The sequence below is a fragment of the Pseudomonas sp. MYb541 genome (assembly GCF_037479595.1).
GTDB classification, from domain to species: domain Bacteria; phylum Pseudomonadota; class Gammaproteobacteria; order Pseudomonadales; family Pseudomonadaceae; genus Aquipseudomonas; species Aquipseudomonas canadensis.
Genome location: NZ_JBBGYS010000002.1, coordinates 91,255 through 113,961, shown reverse-complemented (window position 1 = coordinate 113,961; position 22,707 = coordinate 91,255). Strand labels below are relative to the sequence as shown.

13 protein-coding genes and 1 pseudogene are annotated in these 22,707 nt (G+C 55.3%); 1 reads left to right on the top strand and 13 read right to left on the bottom strand.

Annotated features, from left to right (window positions below; all coding sequences use genetic code 11):
* Positions 1–7: 7 nt before the first annotated feature.
* From WH299_RS01900 to WH299_RS01840, 13 genes and pseudogenes are all read right to left on the bottom strand, one after another.
* The gene (locus tag WH299_RS01900) at positions 8–1,369 is read right to left on the bottom strand and encodes a hypothetical protein (protein WP_148050879.1); all 1,362 of its coding nucleotides are present in this window, start codon (positions 1,367–1,369) and stop codon (positions 8–10) included.
* Positions 1,370–1,380: 11 nt separating this feature from the next.
* On the bottom strand, positions 1,381–2,979 hold the full coding sequence (gene yidC / locus WH299_RS01895) for a membrane protein insertase YidC (protein WP_323624087.1): 1,599 nt from the start codon (positions 2,977–2,979) through the stop codon (positions 1,381–1,383).
* 128 nt (positions 2,980–3,107) lie between these two features.
* Positions 3,108–3,344 carry a hypothetical protein gene (locus tag WH299_RS01890; RefSeq protein WP_032864231.1) on the bottom strand — a complete coding sequence of 79 codons (237 nt, stop codon included), beginning with the start codon at positions 3,342–3,344 and terminating at the stop codon, positions 3,108–3,110.
* Positions 3,345–3,356: 12 nt separating this feature from the next.
* Positions 3,357–4,505, bottom strand: a complete 1,149-nt coding sequence (locus tag WH299_RS01885) for a CDP-glycerol glycerophosphotransferase family protein (protein WP_122726622.1) — start codon at positions 4,503–4,505, stop codon at positions 3,357–3,359.
* Between the two features lie 2 nt (positions 4,506–4,507).
* A complete protein-coding gene (locus WH299_RS01880; protein ID WP_028617455.1) occupies positions 4,508–5,287 on the bottom strand; it encodes a phosphocholine cytidylyltransferase family protein in 780 nt (259 codons plus the stop codon).
* Entirely contained in the window at positions 5,287–5,925 is a 639-nt protein-coding gene (locus WH299_RS01875) for a gamma-glutamyl-gamma-aminobutyrate hydrolase family protein (RefSeq protein ID WP_339549481.1), read from the bottom strand. The genes WH299_RS01880 and WH299_RS01875 overlap by 1 nt, the downstream gene beginning before the upstream one ends.
* A complete protein-coding gene (locus WH299_RS01870; RefSeq protein ID WP_339549479.1) occupies positions 5,925–8,993 on the bottom strand; it encodes a PEP-utilizing enzyme in 3,069 nt (1,022 codons plus the stop codon). The genes WH299_RS01875 and WH299_RS01870 overlap by 1 nt, the downstream gene beginning before the upstream one ends.
* Positions 8,993–11,227, bottom strand: a complete 2,235-nt coding sequence (locus tag WH299_RS01865) for a sulfatase-like hydrolase/transferase (protein ID WP_339549477.1) — start codon at positions 11,225–11,227, stop codon at positions 8,993–8,995. Before WH299_RS01865 ends, WH299_RS01870 begins: the two co-directional genes overlap by 1 nt.
* Before the next feature lie 33 nt (positions 11,228–11,260).
* Positions 11,261–14,968 carry a glycosyltransferase gene (locus WH299_RS01860; protein ID WP_339549475.1) on the bottom strand — a complete coding sequence of 1,236 codons (3,708 nt, stop codon included), beginning with the start codon at positions 14,966–14,968 and terminating at the stop codon, positions 11,261–11,263.
* A 1,121-nt stretch (positions 14,969–16,089) separates the two neighbouring features.
* A pseudogene (locus WH299_RS29585) lies at positions 16,090–17,073 on the bottom strand (class I SAM-dependent methyltransferase); the annotation flags it as partial.
* Positions 17,070–18,287, bottom strand: coding sequence for an ABC transporter ATP-binding protein (locus WH299_RS01850; protein ID WP_028617461.1), 1,218 nt, complete (start codon positions 18,285–18,287; stop codon positions 17,070–17,072). The pseudogene WH299_RS29585 and the gene WH299_RS01850, both read right to left, overlap by 4 nt.
* Complete coding sequence (locus WH299_RS01845; RefSeq protein WP_122687283.1) at positions 18,284–19,078, bottom strand: ABC transporter permease; 795 nt, start codon at positions 19,076–19,078, stop codon at positions 18,284–18,286. The genes WH299_RS01850 and WH299_RS01845 overlap by 4 nt, the downstream gene beginning before the upstream one ends.
* Before the next feature lie 116 nt (positions 19,079–19,194).
* Positions 19,195–20,637, bottom strand: coding sequence for a mannose-1-phosphate guanylyltransferase/mannose-6-phosphate isomerase (locus WH299_RS01840; protein ID WP_122726610.1), 1,443 nt, complete (start codon positions 20,635–20,637; stop codon positions 19,195–19,197).
* A gap of 462 nt (positions 20,638–21,099) precedes the next feature.
* On the opposite strand from WH299_RS01840, the gene WH299_RS01835 reads away from it, so the two are divergent.
* Positions 21,100–22,665, top strand: coding sequence for a methyl-accepting chemotaxis protein (locus tag WH299_RS01835; protein WP_123474512.1), 1,566 nt, complete (start codon positions 21,100–21,102; stop codon positions 22,663–22,665).
* Positions 22,666–22,707 lie beyond the last annotated feature (42 nt).

Here is a 22,707-nt window from a genome sequence, read left to right as displayed (position 1 = left end):
GCTGTGCTTAGTCTATAAAAATGCTATTCAAAGAAACTGTTTGAATTCTCTCATGCATGAAATGATACGTTGTACTTAGCGAGTCATCCTGCCTGAACACTTGATCAAACTTAAGACCCTCGATTACCTCGAGTGCCTCCCTCAACACATACGCCCTCACCCATGGATCAAAGAAGGCATATATAGCGCGGTACAACATCTTCGAAGGCAATGCCGACGTGTTGAATGCAATCTCCACCTTCGGCAAGTAGCACGGAAGAATGACATCCCCGTCATCAATGCCCGGCGCCATGAAAAAACAGCTGGCGGAGGTACGTCCTTTGATCAATTGCGACCACAGTACGCAATCGGCTCCCCGCACATCCGGTAGATACCCGGGGTGAATATGAATGAATTTCAGCGCAGGCAACTGCAGGCACCGGGCAGGAACAATACCGCCTCCTGTAAACAACAGGGTAGTTTCCGGCAATTTCGCAAGGTAGTCGAACAAACGATCATCCGCGAGATTATCGATCATCAGTGTTTCGACGACAGGACAATATTCACGCAAGGATGACAACGACACTGCATCGTCAAGGACATGCGGCTCAAAACACAGCGAATCCGCTACGGCCATACGTATGGCGTCGCACAAGGCGCGTTCTTTCTTGAGGAGTGCCGAGGCCCAGTAATGGATGCTGTTTTTCTGGCGTACCGCCGCATACCCCTCGCGAATAAAGGCTGGCAGGTATCCCCCGACAACTTTCTTGCTCACCAGGTCTACGGCCGAGATCAAATGAATGATTTTCTCAGGTCGGTAACCCATGCTTTTAAGCGTTGCGAGGTAGGCCCTTGCAATGGGGCCTTCCCAGAACAGTACGGTGATGGGCAAGACTTTCTGTTGCTCTGGAACAGTGCGCGAAACCGCAGGCGCAATGGTTTCAACCGTGTCAGCGCTTGAATGTTGATTCAGAAACCGCTCGGCATGGGCGTCGATGGCTTTGCGCAGGTCAACGTTTATATCCCGGCCAGTCCCGATAAAGTCTGTCAGTTTCAACATCGCGTTCAGACGTTTGAACGCCAATGGAGCCTGCTCTGGGGCCTCATATATCTGCACAAAATCCAAGAGTAACAGGACAAGCGCAACTTCGGCCCATGCTGAATCTATGAGCTGATTACCGATTTTTTTACCATCAACACCATAAGCGTCAAACAAACGACCTGTAATTTCCAACCGCATGCACAGGAAGCTCAACAACCGTAACCGCTCGCTGGCAACCGGCGAAGTAGTGGCCAATTGATATAGTTCGAAAACCGTATCAAAGTGCACAGCATCATTTCTATTTGGCACCTGCTCAGGCAGGACCTTGAACAACAACCCATCGATCATCTGGCCCTCCATCATTTACGCGATGCCAATTGTTGATGAACAAACTGCAAAATATTAGCCATCGTCCAGTAAAGCACCATGCCGGAAGGAAATGAGTAAAACAGCAGGAAGAATACTAACGCCATCAGCCACAGAAAAAATTGCTGGCGAAATGCCTCTTTTGCATTAGCCGCAACGGTTTGGGAGAACTTGATACTCAGTAGGGTACTCAGTGCCATCAGCACCGGCAGCAGGTTGAAGTAGGCTCCAAAAAATGGAATATCAACCCCGAACGAGAACAGCTGGTCGGGCTGCGCGAGCGTCTGTATCCACAAAAAAGGTTCGTTACGAAGCTCAAACGCTTGGCCGAGCAGGTGATACAGTGCCACAAAAATCGGTATCTGTATCAGCACGATCAAAAGAGGTTTCAATCCGGCCAGGGGGCTGACTTGATGTGCCTCATACAGCTCAAGGATACGCTCACTTTGCTCTCCGCCTTTATAGTTGCGGCGAATCTCCTGCAACTCTGGCTGGATACGCTCCTGGATAGCTGCAAATTTTTTCTGCGCCGCCATAGCGTTCTTCGCGACGGGATACATCACCAGCCGAACCAGGATCGATAGCAGAATAATCGAGACTCCCCAGTTGCCAACACCCTGGTGGATAAAGGCCAGGACATACATGATGCCCAGGATCAGTGCACGCATCCATTCCCACAACCCCGCAAACAACAAGCTGGTCAGTGTCGGCTCCTGAGCAGACAGGACGTCATAGGACTTGCCGCCACCAAACACATCCCAACGCAAGATTTGGGAAGACTCGCTGTGGGCTTCAGGCAGGGGGATATTTACCCTGAGCAAGGTTTCAAAGTCAGGTTGCTGCGGATACTCGACGCCCGTCGCTGGCGCCTGCGCTTCCCATTCAAGGCGACCCTCGGTACTCCCTTCAGGGATCAGAAGTAGCGCAAAGTATCGACTTTGCAAACCCACCCACTCGGTCACGCCGTGATCCGCCGGGGGTTTGAACTGCACGTTGTCGTCATGCCCCAATCGCTGAGTGGAAACACCTTCAGCGTTTCGGTAAACCACCTCAGTGAACGAGTAAATCGCTTGCCCCATGCCCAGTCCGTGTGTCGGCTGCTCGCCGAGCCCAGGGCCGAGCTCAAGCCACAAAGCGTCTTGCGCCTGCTTGGCTTGCCATCGTGATTGAAGGCTCAGCTCAAATCGAACGCGCGAGGGTGTGTTGGTCAGGCGCCATGTCTTGCGGATTACGAACGGCAACTCTGCGCTGTCGAGTGCAATGGTTACCGCGCCGCTGTCGGCGGCTACGGTTTTCCAACCACCTGCGAGGGTCGTCCACTCTTCGAGTGTTTTTCCTTGCAGACGCCCCTTCAGCGCGAACAATTGACCAGCCGGCATCGCAAGGTCCTGTGGCTGGCCCTGCGCATTCATCACCTGCGGCAAACGCCAGTGCGAGACCGTGCCCGCCGTCAGGTCGAGCGACAATTGCACATTGGAGTCAGCAAGGGAGGGAGAGACCTGAGCTGGGGCAGTCGCGAATGCAAACGGCGCCATGAACATCAGCAGCCAGAGATAAAACACACTCGGCATGCTCTTTTTCTGAATAGACATTGGGACACTTTGATTATCAGCTCCGCCAACACGAGTTGGCGGAGTGCACTATGCGTATGGAAACCTGCGACGGAAAAGGCCCGATTCATCCTGATGACAAGGACTTGAATCCACCTGCCGGCGACGCTTCATTTCTCAGTAGGGGTATCGCCGCGAGTTTGTTTTTTCACGGTGTCTTTGCGCAACCCCAGCATACGCAGGAAGCGGTGCCAGTAAAGCTTGAGCACAACGGCGATTGCGGCCAGTGCCCCCAGAATGCCTTGCAATACCGCGCTGCCGGTACCCGGATCCAGGTAAGCAAAAGCGTTGATCGGCAATACGACCAGGCAAACCAGAGCTACCAGCGAGAAACGTGATGTGTTCATAGATACTCCATATCAATTCAGCAAAGAAATCAGATGAGCTGCAGCAGCGCTGCCACTTTTGCCCGAATTGAAAACCCAACGCTCGCGTGCCGTGCGGATAGCCATCTGCCACTGGCGTGCGTTATGGATCAATTCAGTTGCTTTCAACCCCAGACTGGCTAACTCATGCTCTGAGAGAATGAGACCAACCTGTTCACGGATAGCCGCTTCCAGCGGTTCATGGCTAATTGCCTCATACGCGGGATTGAGGATTTTACGCGCAACATCAACAAAAAGGGTGGGTCTTTCTAGCCCAAGGGAAAACTCAAGCGCAGCGCCCGACCAATCGCTGACCATTAAATCCGACTCAATCAACGACTTGCGCGCATCCCCGTCTTCATCCAGATGAAACAGTGGCTCGCCATGAAAATGACTGACAATGGCTTCCAGGACGTCCGGACGCAGTTTGCGAGTACGCGGATGGGGCCGTAGCACCACACGAAAGCCCGCCTGGATCAGCGGCTGTATGACTTCGACTCCATGCAACTCCAACAGGCCATTGTCGCCCCAAGTCGGCGCTACCAGCACCTGCGCAGGTTGGCCGGGTGAGCGCGCCAACGATCCGCAGTTACCTTCTCGAAGAATCGCATCCAGACGACCGTAGCCATGTTCGACCAGTGTTTTTTCCGGCAATGCTGCCATCTGCTCGCGAGCGCGCGTTTCCAGGACGTGGTGCGGGCCGACACACAGGATCGAATCAAAATGATCGAAGGCCGCCTCGCGGTAGATCATATGCGTGCTGACAATCGAGTGGTGCAGGTAGACATAGTGCACCGGACAGGGCGACCGCTTGATATGAAAGCTCTGCAAATCCGGCATCGTCATCAGCAGGACCTGAACATCCAGCGTCGAGAAGAACAACGTGCGCATGCTGCCCTCCCCCACATAAAAGGCCAGTAGCCCTTCTGGCGGGCTCAACAAGATGGGGTCGTCCTCCGCCGATGTCACGTAGATGACCGATTGCGCATACTCGGCCCGCAAGGCCTCAAAGACTGACTCAAAGTAAGTCCAGTAGCCACGCCCCTCCGAATAGAAAACCAATTGCCTCTGGTGCTGTGGCAGCCGCTTGAAGGCCTGCAAGCCTTTCCATTCCCTGTAAGTTTTGCGCAGTGAATTGAACATGCTTAAACCGCTAGTTGAATAAAAGAGGCCAACTGTCCGGCTTCATGCATTTGGTGGTATTGATCCAGGTCTTCGACCGTATCGACTTCCAACCACCCGTTGTCGGTAAATGCAGCCTTGGCCTCCCAACCTCCATCAATCAGATGCTGGATAAAACTGGTCATGTACATGTTGTCGACATCTTTACCGTCATAGAGCGCCGAACGATCCAGGGCATGCCAAGCAGCGCGAAATGCAGCCACCTGATCGCCTCGCACCTTGAACAATCCCATGTATTGCCCTTGGATTTCACTGTAGTCACTGGGTTTTTTACCCAGTTCCACGATGCAAGCGTGCGCGTCGAGCTTGAGCGTTTCGGCATCGGCCAGGGGATTTTCCATACGGATCTCCCAGAATCGACGCCACTGGCGATCCACAGCGACAGACAACTGCGCATCACTGCGCAATACCGCCTCGAGCACTCGCGGCTCGTAGACAATATCGCCATAGGCAATCAGTAGATCTTCACCTTCCGGCATCAGGGCTTCGGCACAAAAGAGCGTCGATACCATGTTGGTTTGCGCGTAACGAGGGTTCAGCACGACTTCTATGTCATCCGCCTGTAAGCCCGAAGCACAATAGCCCCCAACCAGGGCGACCTTGTCCACCCCCCCAGCCCGCAACACTTCAAGCTGGCGGTGCAGCAGAGGCTTTCCGAGCAGCTCGACCATGCACTTGGGGCGATCATTGGTATAGGGGCGCAAACGAGTGCCCTGGCCTGCGGCAAGAATGATGGCTCGCATTAAATAGTCCCTGATTCAAAAAGCTTGCGAATGAGTTCGGCGTCGAGGATGTGGAAGGGCGCTTCACGCTCCGGGTGCCACATCAGCCCGACCCAGGGTAGATGGTCATGCGTAAACGCTTCGACCGTACCATCGATAGCGCAGACCTGCGCGGACACCTCGGGGGCCAGATCGCTGATCTGCATCCCCCAACCATGGAAGCTGTTGACCTCACGGTAGCCACTGAAGAAACCGTCATTATTCAGCGCACGCACCGCGTGTCGAACGGCAATGTGATTGGGTACGGGGGCCAGTCCACCTCCAAGAAAGTGGTTAAGCATTTGCATACCTCGACAAACCCCCAGCACGGGCAGACGCTGGAGAGCGGCCGATGACAACAATGCGGTTTCTGTGGCATCGCGTTCAGGCGCGGAACGGGCCGCGCCTGGTAGATGGGCAAGATCATTGCCCCCCGTCAAAATAATCCCGGCAACCCGTTGGCGTTCAAGCCATGCCTGGGGCGCTGTCAACGAATTGGGCACAGGGACGACATCAATCCCCAAAGACTCCAGCAGGACGCTCCATTGCTGGTCAAGACAGTCACGACGCTCGCCGTAACCCTCGATCCACTCGACACGCTGGGTGACCGCGACACGCATCACCGAATGATCCTGATCAGACGGTTGGCGGCATTGAGCTCCAGTACGCGAGCCCCCGACAGGGCCTGGTATTGTGTTTCGCCCACGCCGATGGCCGCAGGCAATCCAAACTCCGCCGCTCGAATTGCCATATGTGAATTGGCACCGCCATACATGGTGATCAACCCAGCGATCTGGCGACCGAACAGCCAATCGTAACCAGGATCGGCCTGGGGTATCAGCGCGATTTTCCCACTCAGTTCGACATCATCATCGCACTTGCTCAGGTCAACACAAGACGCTGTAACCTTGGTACTGCCGATAAAGTTGGCTTGTGTCGAGGGATAAAGAAAGACCGAAAAGTCTTCTTCACGACTCAACAACGGCGGCAGTTCGGCAGCGGATGCCAGACTGTTCATTGCCTTGCCTTCCGTCGCCCGCTGCAAGAGCCAGGCGCCCGGTGTTGCAGTCGCTACCGACCCTGTACGCAACGCGAGGATGTCGTCAAGATTGACGTGGGCCAGCGCTTCACGGGAGACACCCAATGGTTCTGCCCACAGTACGAGCTCATCCAGTGCCAGAGATAAATTGCGGCTGAAGGCAAACTTTGCATACTCACGCCCTTCGATGGCGCCTCGCAAGAATGCTTCCAGGCTCTCAACCGTGCATTGCAGCCCCTGGGCGTTTAACGCGTCGGCAAACCGTTGACGGGCTTCATGCCATAACGTCCCGGCAGGCGCGACCTCATGGCTGGAACCCGCAGTGTTGAATTGCACAGCACTGGTCACAATGGGTTTTAAGTAATGCTCTGGGTCGGCGCGGTAACTCAGGGAGGCGATGTCGTAAGTACCCGGGCGTAAATGCCCATACATATCGACAAACGCTTCCCAACTCAGATCACCCCCAGCACAAGCCTTGGCATCCTGTGTCAACTGATGGCTGACGGTACGGATTGTCCCAAGGAAATCCTCGACCTGCGCCTCGCTCAACACACCCACGCTGACGCCTGAGCGAAGCAACGTGACCGCGACAAACGCACTGCGAGCCAAATGTGCAAAGGGCAAAGTGCCGTACTTGCGACAATCATGCAGCAGCGCCCATACCTTCTCCAGCGGAGGCAACGCCGACTCCCGCAGGCGCTCATAGCGCACTTCGAGTTTCTGTATCTGAGCCAAATCATCAGCGTTACGCACAATCGCTTGGGCGCTGATATCACGCAATGCAACGCGTAATGTTCTCAACTCCTCGACAGAAAAACCGCCCTGCTCGATCAGGCGAGTTTCCCAGCGTTCGAAGTCGAGGGCAAAACAGGTGGGCACTACGTCGAATTCAACCTTGTCATGCAAGTGCGGATGTTGCTTGAGCCATTCCAGGTAAAAGTCGACCAGCCGGGTTGCCAACCCATCATCCAGTACCGCGGGCACGAACGAGTTGAAACTGGCCCGGACATCCACATAAGGATGACCGGCAAATGCCACCAGCAAGGGCTGTGGCCGAACATCCCGGTAGCCGTACTCGGCGCGTTGGGTCGCCCACGTCTGATCCATGATCAGGAAGCGATACAAACTGAAGGCCAGAAGACCGGGCTTGGTACCGATGATCTCTGCGGGATTCCAGTCCGGCATGATGCCAAATACACCGCTGTGTCCCAGTACGAAGGGCGATGGCGTCTGTAACTGGCAAAAACGATGACGGGCTTCCTCGATCAACGCCATCAGTTCGCTGTCATTTCCACTCCATCCCGAGTGGTCAACGGCAATCGGGCGCACCTGGAGAATATGCAAGCCACCGCTGGCAGTGACGGCAAACTCGATATCCAGCGAGTCGTACCCCAACAGGCTTTCGATTTCGCGTATTGCCGGTAACAGCGAACGCAGATGAGCAGGGATGTTCGGGTTGTGATCTTCGGCATCTCTGCGCATGACCAGGGTTTTATGTTCGCGACTGCTACCGCTGGTAATCGATTCTGTGCTGCCACTGACATCGTCGTAGTTGGCAACGTAATAAGGTGCCCCACTGCTCAGACTGCGGGTAAAAACCACACCACTGGCCAAGACTTGATCCAGCATGGGCTGGACCAGGACCTGGTCCTCGGGGTTGTAGTCCGGATAGGAAGCAACGACCTCTTCCACGGCACGACGCAGGGCGCCCAAGTCACTGCCCGGGATATTCAACAGGCTGGTATAGGCGCCCGCATTGGAGTTTACAAACCCGTCCTCCGATAACGCACTGCTTCGAATAACCAGGTTCTGATCAGGGAAATGGCGTTGAATCGTCAGCAGCACAGCCTCTGGCTCGTCACGCCATTCAGCGACGGTGAAGCTGACTTGGTCCTCGATACGACTCAATGTGACCATGCCATACAAGCGCTGCAGCGTCTGGGCCTTGGTGCCGAGCACGAAATGCGCCAGATCTCGCGGTTCATTCAACTCCGCCCAGTCGCCATGGACATCGACCGCCTGCACGGTGAAACCTTGCATTCGCAAGACTTCAATGAGGTCCGACAAATTCCCCTGCCGCAACCGCTGGCGCAGACTGGCCTTCTCCCCCATCAACATCTCGATGACTTTAGGCCCGAATCGTACGCAGCCCACAAACTCCGCCGACGCGACGTCCGACGCAATATCGGCACCAAGACGGGTCACCAACGCCTCATGCAGGCACACTTTTTCACAGCGGGCCAGATCGTCTTGAGTCCGCCCGGAGAAACGCTTGCGCCAGTGGGAGTCCACCGCAATTACTACGTCGGCGTCGACCGCACGCAACGCCGGCACCAGGCTCTTACGTATCAGAATGTCGGAATACGACACCAGGCATTCACTGAAGGAAGGCAGGTCAACCTGTAAAAACGAATAGGCCGCGCGCGTACTTTGCCACGCGCCGTTGAGCCAATAAGTGAACTCGGGGTAGCGCGCCTCGATGGTTTCGACCTGATACCCACCCACAAAGTGAACAACAGGCTGAATCGGACCAACAGCGCGCAGCAACCAGTCCAGGACTCTGGACGGGCCCAACGCGCTGCGAAGCGCTACGTGCTCCTCCCCTGAGTGTGGGCGACCAGCGCCAAGAATAATGAAAGCGGGTTGCATTACTGAGCCACTCCCTGTTCGGCAACACTGACTTCAAGGACAGCCATGCCCAGTTTTCGACAATCTTGCGAGGCACTTATCTCGCAGGGCGCTGTGGGATCTTTGATCTTGAAAACAACACCCAGCACACCATCCCCTACCACACGCTTCGCAATCGGGGCCTCGTACCAACCCACTCCCGACAAGGTCCAGTTTGCAACTTTCACACCATTCACCAGCACATCAACCTGCTGAGGACCTCCGCGCCCAGGGAAACCACCGGCTTTCACGCGCAAGAGAAGATCACGCGCCTTACCGGATAGCTTCATTGGCAAACTAAGGTCGGCCTTCGCACCATCCGTCCAACGATGATCACCTTCCTGGCCACTCCATCCATGACCGATGAACGTGTCGGAAAAACCGGATTGCGAGAAGGAAATTACACTGCCCAACTCAACGTCTGAAACTTTGACCTTGGCATTTTCAACACTGTCGAAATGGGGTCGGCCTTGCCCATTGATGCTGACTTTAAACTTGTAATAATTCCCCGCAATAATCTCGTCAGTAGAAAAGAAATTGAAAAACCGCTCTCGACCACTCGGAATATTACACGTGTCGGGGGACAGACAACTCACCAGGCTCACCCCATCCAGCCGAATACCGGAGGTGTCAATTCCGGCCAGATCGGCGATCGTTGGGTACACATCCAGCAATTGCGACTCAGTGTCCACTGTCACAAGGGCGTGATCGGCATGGGCAGGCTTGATCATCAACAGTGCCATGGAGCGTGATTCCAGCTGCTGCTTGCTCCAAGGGGTGATCGAGGCGTCGAAGGGCGGGTTTTCAGACTCGACACCGGTGGAACTGTAAAACCCACTTTCTTTAGTGCCGTCCAGAAAGCCCGCCCACCCCGCACCGTGGTCCGACTGAACGATAACGATCGAGTCATCCAAACGCCCGAGCCTTTCCAGCTCCGCAAGGAACTCCTCAAGCTTGTTCAGCGCACACGCCGCTTGTCGCAAGTAAAGATTGGCAATTTCTCCTGGCTGCGGGTCGTACCTGCACTGTTCGTCCAATACATAGGGGCCATGCGGCAACAGGGCGTGCAGATAGAGATAACTTGAAACGTCAGGCCGATCCTTTTCTGTGCGCAGGGCATCATCAAACATGAAGACACCGGCATAAGGTTCGATACCTTCTTCGATCGTCTTTGGCTGTACTGTCGCGTTCGACTCAACGACATTGCTGGCCGCCTCGCCCAATGCACTGCCATATTCCAATGCCGCATTCGTCATGAAGTTAGGGGAAACCCTGGCGAACCACAGCCTGACGAACTCTTTGATAAAGGGATGTTTTAGTTCGGAGTATCGTTTCAAGACTTCGTCTTGCTGGGTGTAGGTCGTGGCTGCTTTAGCATGAATGAGCGCAGGCTTCGCGTATACATTGACGCTGTAGCCACTTTTGGCAGCAAGGTTTAACAAACTGTTATCCGACTCACCAACCCACTTAGAGAATGACCCGGAATAAAAGCCCGTTCCTGTCAGATAACTCGCGGCCGACACATCGGTATAGGGATAGTTGCTCACGTTATGCTTGAACAAGCTAAAGCCTTTAAGCGCCTTGGTTCGCTCGGGGTGCTTGAGCAGTTCGAGAAAGTAATCCGTTTCCATCTCGTCCAGCACAATATGATAGACATTAGGCCTACGGACACTCTCCATCGCCTCGCCTCCCGCTGGCACTCCGCGGGCCTGGCGTGGCAAGTCTACTTTCACTGCATAAGCAAAGTATCCCACGAAGCACAGGATCAATACGGTTGCTACAGCGCTACAGGCTTTTCGCTGTGCTGGCGTTTTAAGTTGTCGAGCAAACAGAACGATGCCTATCAGCAACCCCGCTTCAATAGCGGTATACATCAACGGCTCGTCACTGAGCCCGACAGAACCGTCCAACCGTGCCAACTGCAAGGGTGCAAACACGTCTGCAAATAATAGATAGACACCCGCAATAAAAAACCAGAAGCACACCTTCTCAACCGCCCAACCGGAGAACCACTTGAAACAAATGGCCACCAATCCAACAACCAAGGCAATGATCAGGCCGGCACACGCCGCGCTCTTCAGCAGAAAAGCGTCTCCTCCCCAATCATAAATATTATGATAGTAAAGCTCCGTCGGTATAAATAGAAAAACAACAGCAAAGGGGAATGCAAGCAATGCATAGCCACCCAACTTACCCAACTCCAATTGACGCCCCATAAACTTCCCACTACCAACTTGGTAAAAAACAAATCACTTAAACAGTGAGCATTTTAATTGTTGAGCGCTTTGCTCCCAGGTCAGCCAAGGCATATCCTTGGAAACCGGGTGCGCGCCTTCTTCAAACAACTTCAACCATTCACTCAGAGACTGCGCCACCTTCTCTGGCTGTTTTCCACTGAAGTAAAACGCATGCCCTTGGGCGACTTCACGAAAAACAGCAAGGTCACGAGCAATAATCGGTAAATCATGCTGGGCCGCTTCAATCAACGGCAGCCCGAACCCCTCTCCTTCAGAAGCGGCGATCAAGCACTTCACCGAACGGTAAACCGCTTCCAGGTATTCATCACTGATGCCTTCCAGCCAAAGCAGGCGCTTACCAAGCTCTGGATGCGCTCGTATTCTGTCCACAAGTGCTTCAACCATCCAGCCTTGCTTGCCGACGATGACCAGCACGACGTCGTTGCCCTTGGCCCATAGCAACTCAAAAGCACTCAAAATCAACGAATGCCCTTTACGCGGCTCCACCGTACCCACCATCAAGAATCCCGGCATCGCCCGCAGGCGTTCAAGGACACCCTGACTCTGCACAGGCAAACCTGTCGAGGGAACAGACTGTTGGATATCAGCGCCCAGGTGAAACCAATCCAGCTTGAAGGGCCGTTCACGCTTGCCGCCGCTGTGCTCCAGCCACTCAGCCAATCGATCGCGTACCGCCCCGGAGATGCACACAGCGCCATCGGAACGGGCTACCACTGCAAGCCACCGCTCCAACAACGCACCGGCACCTTCAGGGAAGTACTGCGCCAATTCAAGCAGCAACAGGTCGTAGACAACAAAGTGCACGCCCACCCCGCTGCGGCGCATAGCTTCATAACAAGCCGCCTGCGCGGGAACAACTTCCGGTTGAAAATCCAGCCCCACAAACACGTCACCGGCTCGGTAGGTGATGGGTTCATCGGCCAACACCGTTGACGGGCACTCCAGAAAACCAAGGGTGAACTGCCTGGCGTACCGATACCCGCGCGAGGTAGTCGTCGCATAGACCGGCTCAACTCGGTACCCGTCCGGCGGATTCAGCAACCACTCTCGCAGGATGCTACGCACTACACGCTGGATACCGCTGCGGGCATCGCGCTGAACCAGCTCCGAAACATCGACCAGCAATTGTCGATGAGAGAACCGAGCCGGCATCGAGCTATCGATGGCGCTCGCCAACTCGATCAGTTCAGCACCATTGCCGGGCGCATCCAACTGGGCCATCGCCTCGACCAACGCCGGTATGGACGTCGATGCGCGGTTGTGAAAATGCTCGATGGCCTCGAAATACTGCTCGGCACAGGCCCGCGGTGAATGCTGCTGGCGAATCGACAACTGCGCGCGATCACCCAACTCCCGGCGCGCCTGATCATCACCCCACAGCGTCTCAAGGGCCTCGACCAACTGGCTGTCGGTGAACTCATCGTCCATCCGCCAGATGCACTCCTCAGGGAGGTCAGCCATGCTGCCGTGAGAGTTGACGATGGTTGCCAGGCCGTAGTTCATGCAATCTAGAACCGCAGCAGAGGTCTCACCGCGAGACAGGGTACGCAGTTGCACACCGATATCGGCTGCCGCCAGGTACTGTTCGAAAACTCCGGCGTCAGCCCAGCCAGTAATTTTGATGCGTGCGCGAGAACCACTTTTCTTGATGATTACTTGCAGTTCCCGCGCGTAATCGCCCGCAGCCAAGTCGCCCACAAAAACGAGCACACAGTTTTCATCACGGGCCAGGGCCGAGTTGACCCAGGCATTGAGTAATCGGTGATTCAGCTTGCTTGGGCCAAGCAGCCCGAAGCTGCAGACAACAAAGGCATTGTCAGAAAGCCCTAGCGTCGAACGTGCAACCTTGCGACTCTGCGGGGTAGGAAAATAGGGTGTACGCAGCAGCGGGATACATGACCACTCGCCGCCCACTTCGAGGCCATACCACTTGCGGGACAACCTGCAAGCGTCATTCGAATGAACGATGATGCCTTGGGCGTTGCGCAGCACGTCATAGTTGCACGGGTACGCCCACACCACGTCGGCCGTGTCCTTGGCATGAAAACGCTGACGAAGTGCGTGGTAGCCATGCCCGGAGTACAGCGCCTGGGACCAGAAATTCGGAACCGCGCCATGGCACTCTTTATGCGCGACGATACCGGAGACAAAGAAGTCGTGAAGCACAACCACCCCGGGAATATGCTCCAGGAGCGAGAACATGTGCTCGTGGAATGACGAGTTGCCAAAATGATAGATAACCCGGTCAAACGCTCTTCCATGCTGCCTGAACCACTCGACGGAACGCACAGGGCAATTCGCGGTAATCCACGGAGTGGTGATGGTGTCCTGAGCGACGACGACTTCAATTGCATAATGGCGTGCCAGCTCGGGCAAAAGCTCCGCACTGTAGTCACTGATGCCGCTACGCTCTGAAGGGAGTGGAGAGACAAATGCAAGGCGCGGGCGCCTGACCGCCTTGGCGGATCGTTCATCCACGTGCTGGGCGTAGTAAGCCTCCAGCGCCGCTATTGCGGCCAGTGCACTGGCATCCCAGGAAAACGTTTTTGCCTGCTCAAGGCTATGGCGCTCAAGCTGGGTGCGAAAGGTGTCATCCGTCAGGACCTGTTCCAGTTTTTGCGTTATCGAACGATCGTCGAACGGGTCAAACAGGGCTTCAGGAAACCCGACGACCTCGGGCAAGCTGGAAGTATTGGCAGCAATCACTGCGCGTCCGCAGGCCATCGCCTCCAGCGCGGGAAGACCAAAACCCTCGTGAAAAGATGGAAAAACAAACACCTTGCAACCGTTATAAAGAGCAACAAGGTCGTGTTCTGAGACGAAGCCGGTCAGAACCAGTTCATCCTTGCCCAGTCCCTGCGCCTTGGCCAACGCGAGCAGGCGCTCACGATCAGCAGGCTGGATGGAACAGACAACAGCCAACTGGTGGGCTCGTCGCAACGCCACAGGCAACTTTGCATAGGCCCGGATCAAACCCTCGATGTTTTTCCGATAGTCAATGCCACCCGTGTACATAATGAAATCACGCACGATACCGTGGCGACTTTGTACGTCACCCCGTTCATCGTCCGTCAGTGGCGTCACCCTAAAGACGTCGTCCACGGCCGTGGAAATGTTAGTGATGCTACTTTTGGCAAACCCTAGATGATCGATACCTTCATTTCGCGATGACCCCGATATCGCCAACAGCAAATCGCAGCGACGAAGATGATCCAGCTTGTTTTCGTACCAGGCGGCCACGGCCGGGTTGTCGAGATAGGGGCTGCGCCGAATCAAAGGAATCAAATCGTAAAGAATGGCTGCGGTAGGTATCGCTCGACTCAACGTCCCGACACTCGTCACCGCGTCATCGACCAACCCCTCGAACACACTGGTCACCAGCACGATCGACGGGTCCAGTTGAGCGATGAAAGCCTCGCGCACCAGCTCCGCGGATTTACGACGCCAACTGTTGGTTGAATCAATATGGCTCAACGGCCCGACAGCCTGCCATACGTGGATGTTAGCCTGCGGCAACAGGCCCTCAAAGGCCGCACGGACAGGCTCGATCGTTTCAGGGAAACTGCCGTTCAGGACCAGCAGCACTTCATGGTCTGAACGATTTCTGACAATCGCCTGCGCTACGGAAAGCGCATATCGACCGATGCCACGATGGCGATTTTCGGCCTGCGCCCCCTGCAGGTCGATGACAATACGCATTAATGAATTTCCTTGTTCATTGAAGCTTTCTTCATTTCTGTATAAATGCGACGCGCGCCCGGCGTCATACTTGAGACCGACTCCTCCGGACTCTCGTCATGATGCGGCGCGGCGACGCTGAGGTGAGCCACGGGCGCCGAAGTGATCGGCGCAGCTCCTGTCACATGCGAATGCGCAGTCCCCGTGGACAAAATGCCACGATGCCGCGCGAACCGTTCAAGATGATTGAACAAGGCTGGAGACACACTGCGAACGCCCCTGGCCAGACGCTGGCGTAAGCCAGGGCGCTTGAGCACCATATTGATGGAAGTGGCCAGGACGGGCCTCAATAGTCTGCGCGCGATACGAAACGGTAGGCGTATCAACCATTTGAATGCCCGAACCAGTGCCCTCAGTGGCGATGTGATCCGCCAGGAACTGCTGCTTAACACCTGCTCAAGTCGCGTTTCGTGAGCTGTCGCACGCTCCCACCAGTGATGGGCGTTGCCAAGGGACTCATTCAAACGGTCGCCAAGATGCGTGGCGCGCTCCCACCAGTGATGGGCATTTCCAAGGGATTCGTTCAAACGATTGTTGAGCTGTTCAGCCTCTGCCTTGAGCTCATTGATCCGGGCATTCAGGGATTCAACTTCAGTCTGGCTATGCGCCTTTCTGACCTCTTCCTCGGCATGCGCCAGACTTTGTTGCAACTGCTCGATTTGTTCACTGGCCTGGAAATAGGAGGTTTCCAGCAGCCTTATGTGAGTCTCAGCCTTGGTTGCTTCATGTTTGAACGTATCAATCTGGGCTTCAAGCAACTCCTCTCGATCCTGAGCATCGGCAAGCTGTTGCATCCGACGGGCCAGGTCCTCCTGTTGCGGGGCGAGTTGTTCCAGCGCTATCGCCTGAAACGCCGCTTCGAGTTCAGCCAGCTCTGCTTCCAACGACCTGTTACGGTCAGCATGCTCCCCCAAGGCGCTTTTGAGAGAGTCAGACTGAGCCTGCAATTGCAGCACTTGATTCTTTTCTGAAAGCAGTTGCGTCTGAAGCAGCTCGTTGATGGCTTGCGCGGCACTCAAACGCGCCTCCGCCTCGCTGGCACGGCTGCTCAACTCGCGCCCCATGCGCTCGCTTTGCTCATAACGGTCATCAGCCAACCGACTACGAATGCTCAAGTCCTGCAATTGGTGGCGCAACTGATTCGAGCCCGCTTCCAATCCATCAAGCCGAGCTTCGGCATTCGCATTGCGCCCCAGCAATTCACGCACCGAGGCTTCCAGATGCTTGCTATGCCGCTCAGTATGTTCAACGTGGGTGCTGATCTGCGTCAGATTGCGATGCAGCAGATCCGTATGGACCTCCAGCTTGTGGCTGCGCTTTTCGGCCTGGTCGTCGTAACGCTTGGCAAGGGTATCCAGCGCTAGCCCGTAATCACGCTCGAACGCAGGGTTAAAATGCTCCAACTGCTCAGGTTCGGCGGCCTTTTGAGCGACGATCGCATAATCGGGACTTACGCCTCCCAGAACGCTCATCAGATCAACCGCAGAGCCCTCTACCAGCGACGCAGACTCTTGCAGGCGGAGCAATTTGGACCGAGCAAAACCTGTGTACTCGGTCAAAAAGCTGAGCAGCAAATGTGGAATCGGGCGCTCGTGTGTCGGGTCCAGGTAGAAGTTCTGGGTGCCCACCATCAGGTTTTCCGCATTGGGCGTTTCCAGAACCAGCAGCCCTCCCGGGCGCAAAACACGCAATGCCTCAGCGACCAGCACCTTCAAATCGGCAAACGGGATGTGTTCCGCGATATGAAACCCGGAGACAACCACCTTGCAGGCGTCAGGCAGGCTTCGCAACGCCGACAGCGCATCCCCCTGCTCGGCAGGCAAACCGCGAGACTGGCATGCCTCTAGCATTCCACTGTCCAGGTCCACGCCTGAAGGCGCAAAGCCATTTTGGACCAGCAGTTCAAGCCACTCTCCGCGACCACAGCCCAGGTCCAGTGCATCCAGATCCTGATACAGGTTCTTCAAAGGCTCAAGAAAGGCCATGTAAACCTGAAGCCGCTGAGCAATCAACTCACGAGAGCCCCTGTGACGATCCTCAAATGCGCGATAAAAAGGGACGGTCATCTCACACACTCCACACTTGGCGGCATCCAGGCCAACCCGACAAACTCATCTTTGGAGATATTCACGATATTGAACACCATCGCCAGGTCAAGCCACTCGTAGCTTCGGGCAAGGTGTGTATCAGCGGTATGCAGCGCCACTGCTACCGAGTAAGACCCCACGCCAAGGTTGGCAGAAAAGTCAAAACGGTACTCCGGGCTTTCACCTGCTGACAGATCAGTCAGCTTACAGTCAAGGTGATGTGTATTGGTGCCAAAGACGGGCTGGCCCAGGCGGTCCTTAATGAGGTAGCCGACCACCAGCTCAGGAATATCCGCGTTGATCTGCGTTTTGATACGCAATGTAACCGGCTCGCCCACCGGCACATACTCCACCATCTGTCCCGCTGCATCGTGCAAGGAAACCGACTCGATAGTGGCTTCACCACTCCCGGAGCGAGTCTGGATACTCCCATCCTCTAATTGCCGCACGCTTACGGTCGCGTTTTCTTTCTCGGCGATAATTGCGTTGTAGAAATCCATCACTTCTTCAGGCTTGCCATCTTTGATGACGGTCCCGCTTTCGAGCAGAATCGCACGATCACACAGGGCCTGGATCGAGCCACGATCATGGGAAACAATCAGCAAGGTCGTACCCTGTTGCTGAAATTCGCGAATCCGGTCAAAGCTTTTATGCTGGAAGTAACTGTCACCCACCGACAACGCTTCGTCGACGATGAGGATTTCGGGCCGAATCGCGGTTGCCACTGCAAACGCGACACGCATCTGCATACCACTTGAATAAGTACGCACCGGCTCATTGAAGTATTCGCCAATTTCGGCAAATGCCTCGATGTCATCGATTACCTCGTGAATCTGATCAGCGCTGAAACCCATAAGCCCGGCGGCGTGGTAAACATTTTGCCGGCCGGTCAACTCAGGGCTGAACCCCATGCCCAACTCGAGAATGGCCGCAATTCGTCCATTCACCGTTACCGTGCCCTCAGTAGGCTGCAACGTGCCGGTAATCATTTTAAGAAGGGTCGACTTACCTGCACCATTTTGGCCGACGATCCCTATCGCTTCTCCAGGCTCGATGGAAAAGTTGATGTGCTTGAGTACCCAATGCTCTTCAGAGGGACGCGTGGGCAAACCGAACCAGCGGCCTATCCGCTGAAACTCCGACGCATAAACACGATAAGCCTTACCCAGATTCTTAACAGACAGCAGGCTCATAGTACGTCCACCATTTCCGGCGCGGCGCGCCGAAACATGAACAAGCCGAGCAACATTAAACCCAGGGAGATCAGTGCCGTGAGCATAACGTCCTGCAGATCCGGTGTTTTGGCGTATACCAAAATGTCGTGAAACGCACTGACTATCGGAAACATCGGGTTCAAGTCCATTACGTTCTTGAATTGCTCAGGAATAATAGTGACGGGATAAACAATGGGCGTAAACCAGAACCACACCTGCATCAAAATAGGAACGACTTGGCCAATATCACGCACAAACACATTCAAAACACCCAGAATCAAGCCAATCCCAACGGCCAACGCTGTGACCGTAGCCGTCAATGGAATAATCCAGAACATCTGAGGGCCTGGAAACTGATCAAGCAATGCAAAAACCAACAGCAAAGCGAGAAACAGCAACACGTAGTTGAGCAAACAGGATCCGACAACAATCACCGGCAACGTGATACGCGGAAAACGCATCTTCTTCATCAAGTTGCCTTGATCGATAAACAAGGTCAGGCAACGATTGATAATTTCGGAAAACAAACTCCACGCCAGCATCCCGGCCATCAAATAAAGTGCATACGCATACTTATTGTCGATTCCGGGCAGTTTCGCCGCCAACACGTTGGACAACACCAGCGCATAGATCGCCACCTGCGCCAGCGGGTTAATGATCATCCACAGCCCACCCAATCGGCTACGGGCAAAACGGGCAACGAACTCATTCCGAATGGATGACCAGACGAAACCCCGGTACTCCCAAAGGCTTCTAAACAACCCCAACATCGCTGACTCCTGAAAAAAGCCAGGCCTATGCCTGACTTATTGCACCACTTAACTGCGGACTCGCCCGTCATGCACCGACGATCAACCCTTAGCGCTTCCCCAAGCAGGCGCGCTGTTCATCCTCCGGCCCTGCCATAAATGTCTTGAAACCTGACGATGTCGTTCTCCCCCAGGTAGTCGCCACTCTGCACTTCGATCAATACCAGATCGATGACACCTGGGTTCTCCAAGCGATGGGTGTGCCCGGCAGGAATAAAGGTCGATTCATTGGTATTCAACAAGAACTCACGATCATTGTTAACCACACGCGCCATACCACTCACCACAATCCAGTGTTCACTACGGTGGTGATGCATTTGCAGCGACAACGACCCTTGTGGCTTGACGACAATACGTTTGATCTTGAACCGCAGCCCTTCTTCCAGCGTGGTGTAAGCGCCCCAGGGTCGACTTACTGTGGTGTGGTCCAAGTGTGATTGGTGACCATTTTTCTTCAATTGCGCCGTGATCGCCTTGATGTCCTGCGCATGATCTTTGTGCGCAACCAACAGGGCATCCGGCGTATCGACAATGATGAGGTCCTCAACACCTACCAGGGCGGCCAAGCGGCGCTGACTGCGTACGTAGTTGTTGCTGGCGTCGTGAAAGATGGCTTCACCCTCGACGCGGTTGCCCTGCTCATCCGCCGCAGACAACTCGCTCATGGCATTCCACGAGCCAATATCACTCCAACCAATGTCACAAGGCACCGTCGCCACTTTGCTTGAACGCTCCATTAGCGCGAAGTCGATGGAGATATCAGGCACGTTGGCAAAGCTTTCGGGCTCCAGATGCAGGCTGCGATGACTGCTGCCGGTCATCGTGCCAGAACCCGCCAGGCACAGCTCTACGGCACTGGACACGTCCGGTGCACACACTGCCATTTGTTCAATTAACGTTCCGGCGCGGAAGCAGAACATACCGGAGTTCCAGAAGTACTCGCCCGACGCCAGATAACCCTGGGCAGTTTCGAGGTCCGGTTTCTCTACGAAACGCTTGACTTTGAAACCGCTACCCAAGGGGCTGTCGTTATCTTTCTGGATATAGCCATAACCGGTTTCCGGATACTCAGGCTTCACGCCAAACGTCACCAGCCAGCCATCTTTGGCCAGCTCGCACGCACTTGAAACAGCGGTGGCGAAGGCTGCCTGATTATCGATCAAGTGGTCGGCTGGCAGTACCAGCATGATGGCATCTTGCCCATGCGTGCGTGCAACTTCCAGGGCAGCCAATGCTACTGCTGCTGCTGTATTACGCCCGAACGGTTCCAGGACAAAACTCAAGTTCGTAAATTGAGGCGCCTGAGCACCATATTCATCAAGCGTCTTGAAGTAGAGATCACGGTTAGTAATCGTCAATACTTCACTCACCGCGTCCAACGCCAAGGCACGGCTATATGTTTTCCGAATCAAATTGCCACCATCTGGCAATTCGATAAACGGCTTGGGATGCGCAGAACGTGAAACCGGCCAGAGGCGGCTGCCCGAACCGCCACAGATAATGACTGGAACAAGTGTCACTTTGTACTCCTTTACGCATTGCCACTACAGTTGTGCTGCAGCCCTCGCACCCTCGATGCAGCATGCTCGAAAGAAAAGTGACGTAGAGTCTTCCAGCTATAAAAAGTCAAAACGCCGGAGGCGTTTCGGGGGGAAAATACGGTATTTTTCTTACAAAATATCCTGTGCATTCTTTATCAAACGGTCATTTATGTCTAGGAAAAGGCGGAATATTCCTATGGGCACGGCCATTATTCATCTCAAGGAAAAGGGTGCTTCAGGCGAAACTTGTCACTTTTCTGTATGAGATTTCTTAAGCTCAGCGAAATCTCGCCTAAAATCTTCCACTCCCTTGACCTAGAGCCCTGGCAGATACTGTCGCTTTTGCGCGCCAGCCCTTGGCGTGTCGCCCCTCGAAAAATCGCCCTCAACAATGGCCTACTGCTGCCGATAACCCATGAAAGCCTTGCGGATTGAACAACCATGCGTAATAACCAACCCGTTACCCAGCGCGAACGTACCTTCCCCGCTCAGCAACGGTTGATCTCCACCACAGATGCCAAAGGCGTTATCACCTACTGCAACGACGCCTTCGTCGAGATCAGTGGGTTCTCCCGTGACGAACTGGTGCGTGCCCCGCACAACCTGGTCCGTCACCCGGACGTGCCGGCGGCGGTGTTCGCACACATGTGGTCCACGCTCAAACAAGGCTTGCCATGGATGGGCATTGTCAAGAATCGCTGCAAGACCGGTGACCACTACTGGGTTAACGCCTACGTGACGCCGGTTTTCGAAGGCAACCAGGTGGTCGGCTACGAATCGGTGCGCATCAAGCCTACCGCCGAGCAGATCCGCCGTGCCGAAGCGCTCTACCACCGCATCAACCAAGGCAAGTCGGCGATCCCTCAGCGGGACAAGTGGCTGCCCGTGTTGCAGGACTGGCTGCCGTTTATCCTGGTGAGCCAGTTGAGCTTCATGATCGGCGCCACCCTCACCTCTCAATGGGGCTTTGCCTTGGCGGCGGGGCTGTCGGTGCCGTTGGGCCTGTTGGGTCTGAGCTGGCAACAGCGCGGCCTCAAGCGCTTGCTGCGCCTGGCCGAGCAGACCACCTCTGACCCGCTGATCGCGCAGATGTACACCGACAGCCGTGGCGCCCAGGCGCGCCTGGAAATGTCGATCCTCAGCCAGGAGGCACGTCTGAAGACCTGCCTTACGCGTTTGCAGGACACCGCCGAACACCTTAACGAGCAGGCCGCGCAATCCAACACCCTGGCGCATAACAGCTCCAGCGGTTTGGAGCGCCAGCGCGTCGAGACTGAGCAGGTAGCGACCGCCGTCAACCAGATGGCGGCCACCACCCAGGAAGTCGCCAGCCACGTGCAGCGCACCGCTGATGCAACCCAAGAGGCTAACCGCCTGACCGGTCGCGGCCGCGATATCGCCGGGGAAACCCGCGAGGCGATTCAGCGTCTATCTGTTGCAGTGGGTGAGACCGGCGTGACCGTGACCCAACTGGCCAAGGACAGTGATGAGATCGGCGGCGTAGTCGACGTGATCAAGGGCATTGCCGACCAGACCAACCTGCTGGCACTGAACGCGGCCATTGAAGCGGCGCGTGCCGGCGAAATGGGTCGTGGTTTTGCGGTGGTCGCGGACGAAGTCCGTCAACTGGCGCAACGTACCGCCGAATCCACCGGGCAGATTCACGCCCTGATTGCCAAGCTGCAGCAAACCGCCAGCGCCGCCGTGCAAACCATGGACGCCGGGCATCGCCAGGCCGAAGAAGGCGTGGCGCGGGTGATGGAGGCGGATCAGGCGTTGGTGGGCATCAGTGAGGCGGTGGCGCATATTACCGACATGACCACGCAGATCGCGGCGGCAACTGAAGAGCAAAGCTCGGTGGCCGAAGAGATCAGCCGCAACATCAGCACCATTGCGTTGTTGGCGGACCAGACGTCAGAGCAGGCGTTGAACTCGGCTCAGTTGAGTGAAGAGCTGACGCACACCGCGAATACCCAGTATTCGCTGGTTGAGCGTTTTAACCGGTAAACCGCTATCGTAGGCAAGCCAGCTCCCACCGTCGACCGCATT

What these genes read in the sequence shown, in the direction of transcription:
- WH299_RS01900 (WP_148050879.1), bottom strand. Translation starts at nt 1,369, where the DNA reads ATGATCGATGGGTTGTTGTTCAAGGTCCTGCCTGAGCAGGTGCCAAAT.
- yidC (WP_323624087.1), bottom strand. Translation starts at nt 2,979, where the DNA reads ATGTCTATTCAGAAAAAGAGCATGCCGAGTGTGTTTTATCTCTGGCTG.
- WH299_RS01890 (WP_032864231.1), bottom strand. Translation starts at nt 3,344, where the DNA reads ATGAACACATCACGTTTCTCGCTGGTAGCTCTGGTTTGCCTGGTCGTA.
- WH299_RS01885 (WP_122726622.1), bottom strand. Translation starts at nt 4,505, where the DNA reads ATGTTCAATTCACTGCGCAAAACTTACAGGGAATGGAAAGGCTTGCAG.
- WH299_RS01880 (WP_028617455.1), bottom strand. Translation starts at nt 5,287, where the DNA reads ATGCGAGCCATCATTCTTGCCGCAGGCCAGGGCACTCGTTTGCGCCCC.
- WH299_RS01875 (WP_339549481.1), bottom strand. Translation starts at nt 5,925, where the DNA reads ATGCGTGTCGCGGTCACCCAGCGTGTCGAGTGGATCGAGGGTTACGGC.
- WH299_RS01870 (WP_339549479.1), bottom strand. Translation starts at nt 8,993, where the DNA reads ATGCAACCCGCTTTCATTATTCTTGGCGCTGGTCGCCCACACTCAGGG.
- WH299_RS01865 (WP_339549477.1), bottom strand. Translation starts at nt 11,227, where the DNA reads ATGGGGCGTCAATTGGAGTTGGGTAAGTTGGGTGGCTATGCATTGCTT.
- WH299_RS01860 (WP_339549475.1), bottom strand. Translation starts at nt 14,968, where the DNA reads ATGCGTATTGTCATCGACCTGCAGGGGGCGCAGGCCGAAAATCGCCAT.
- WH299_RS01850 (WP_028617461.1), bottom strand. Translation starts at nt 18,287, where the DNA reads ATGAGCCTGCTGTCTGTTAAGAATCTGGGTAAGGCTTATCGTGTTTAT.
- WH299_RS01845 (WP_122687283.1), bottom strand. Translation starts at nt 19,078, where the DNA reads ATGTTGGGGTTGTTTAGAAGCCTTTGGGAGTACCGGGGTTTCGTCTGG.
- WH299_RS01835 (WP_123474512.1), top strand. Translation starts at nt 21,100, where the DNA reads ATGCGTAATAACCAACCCGTTACCCAGCGCGAACGTACCTTCCCCGCT.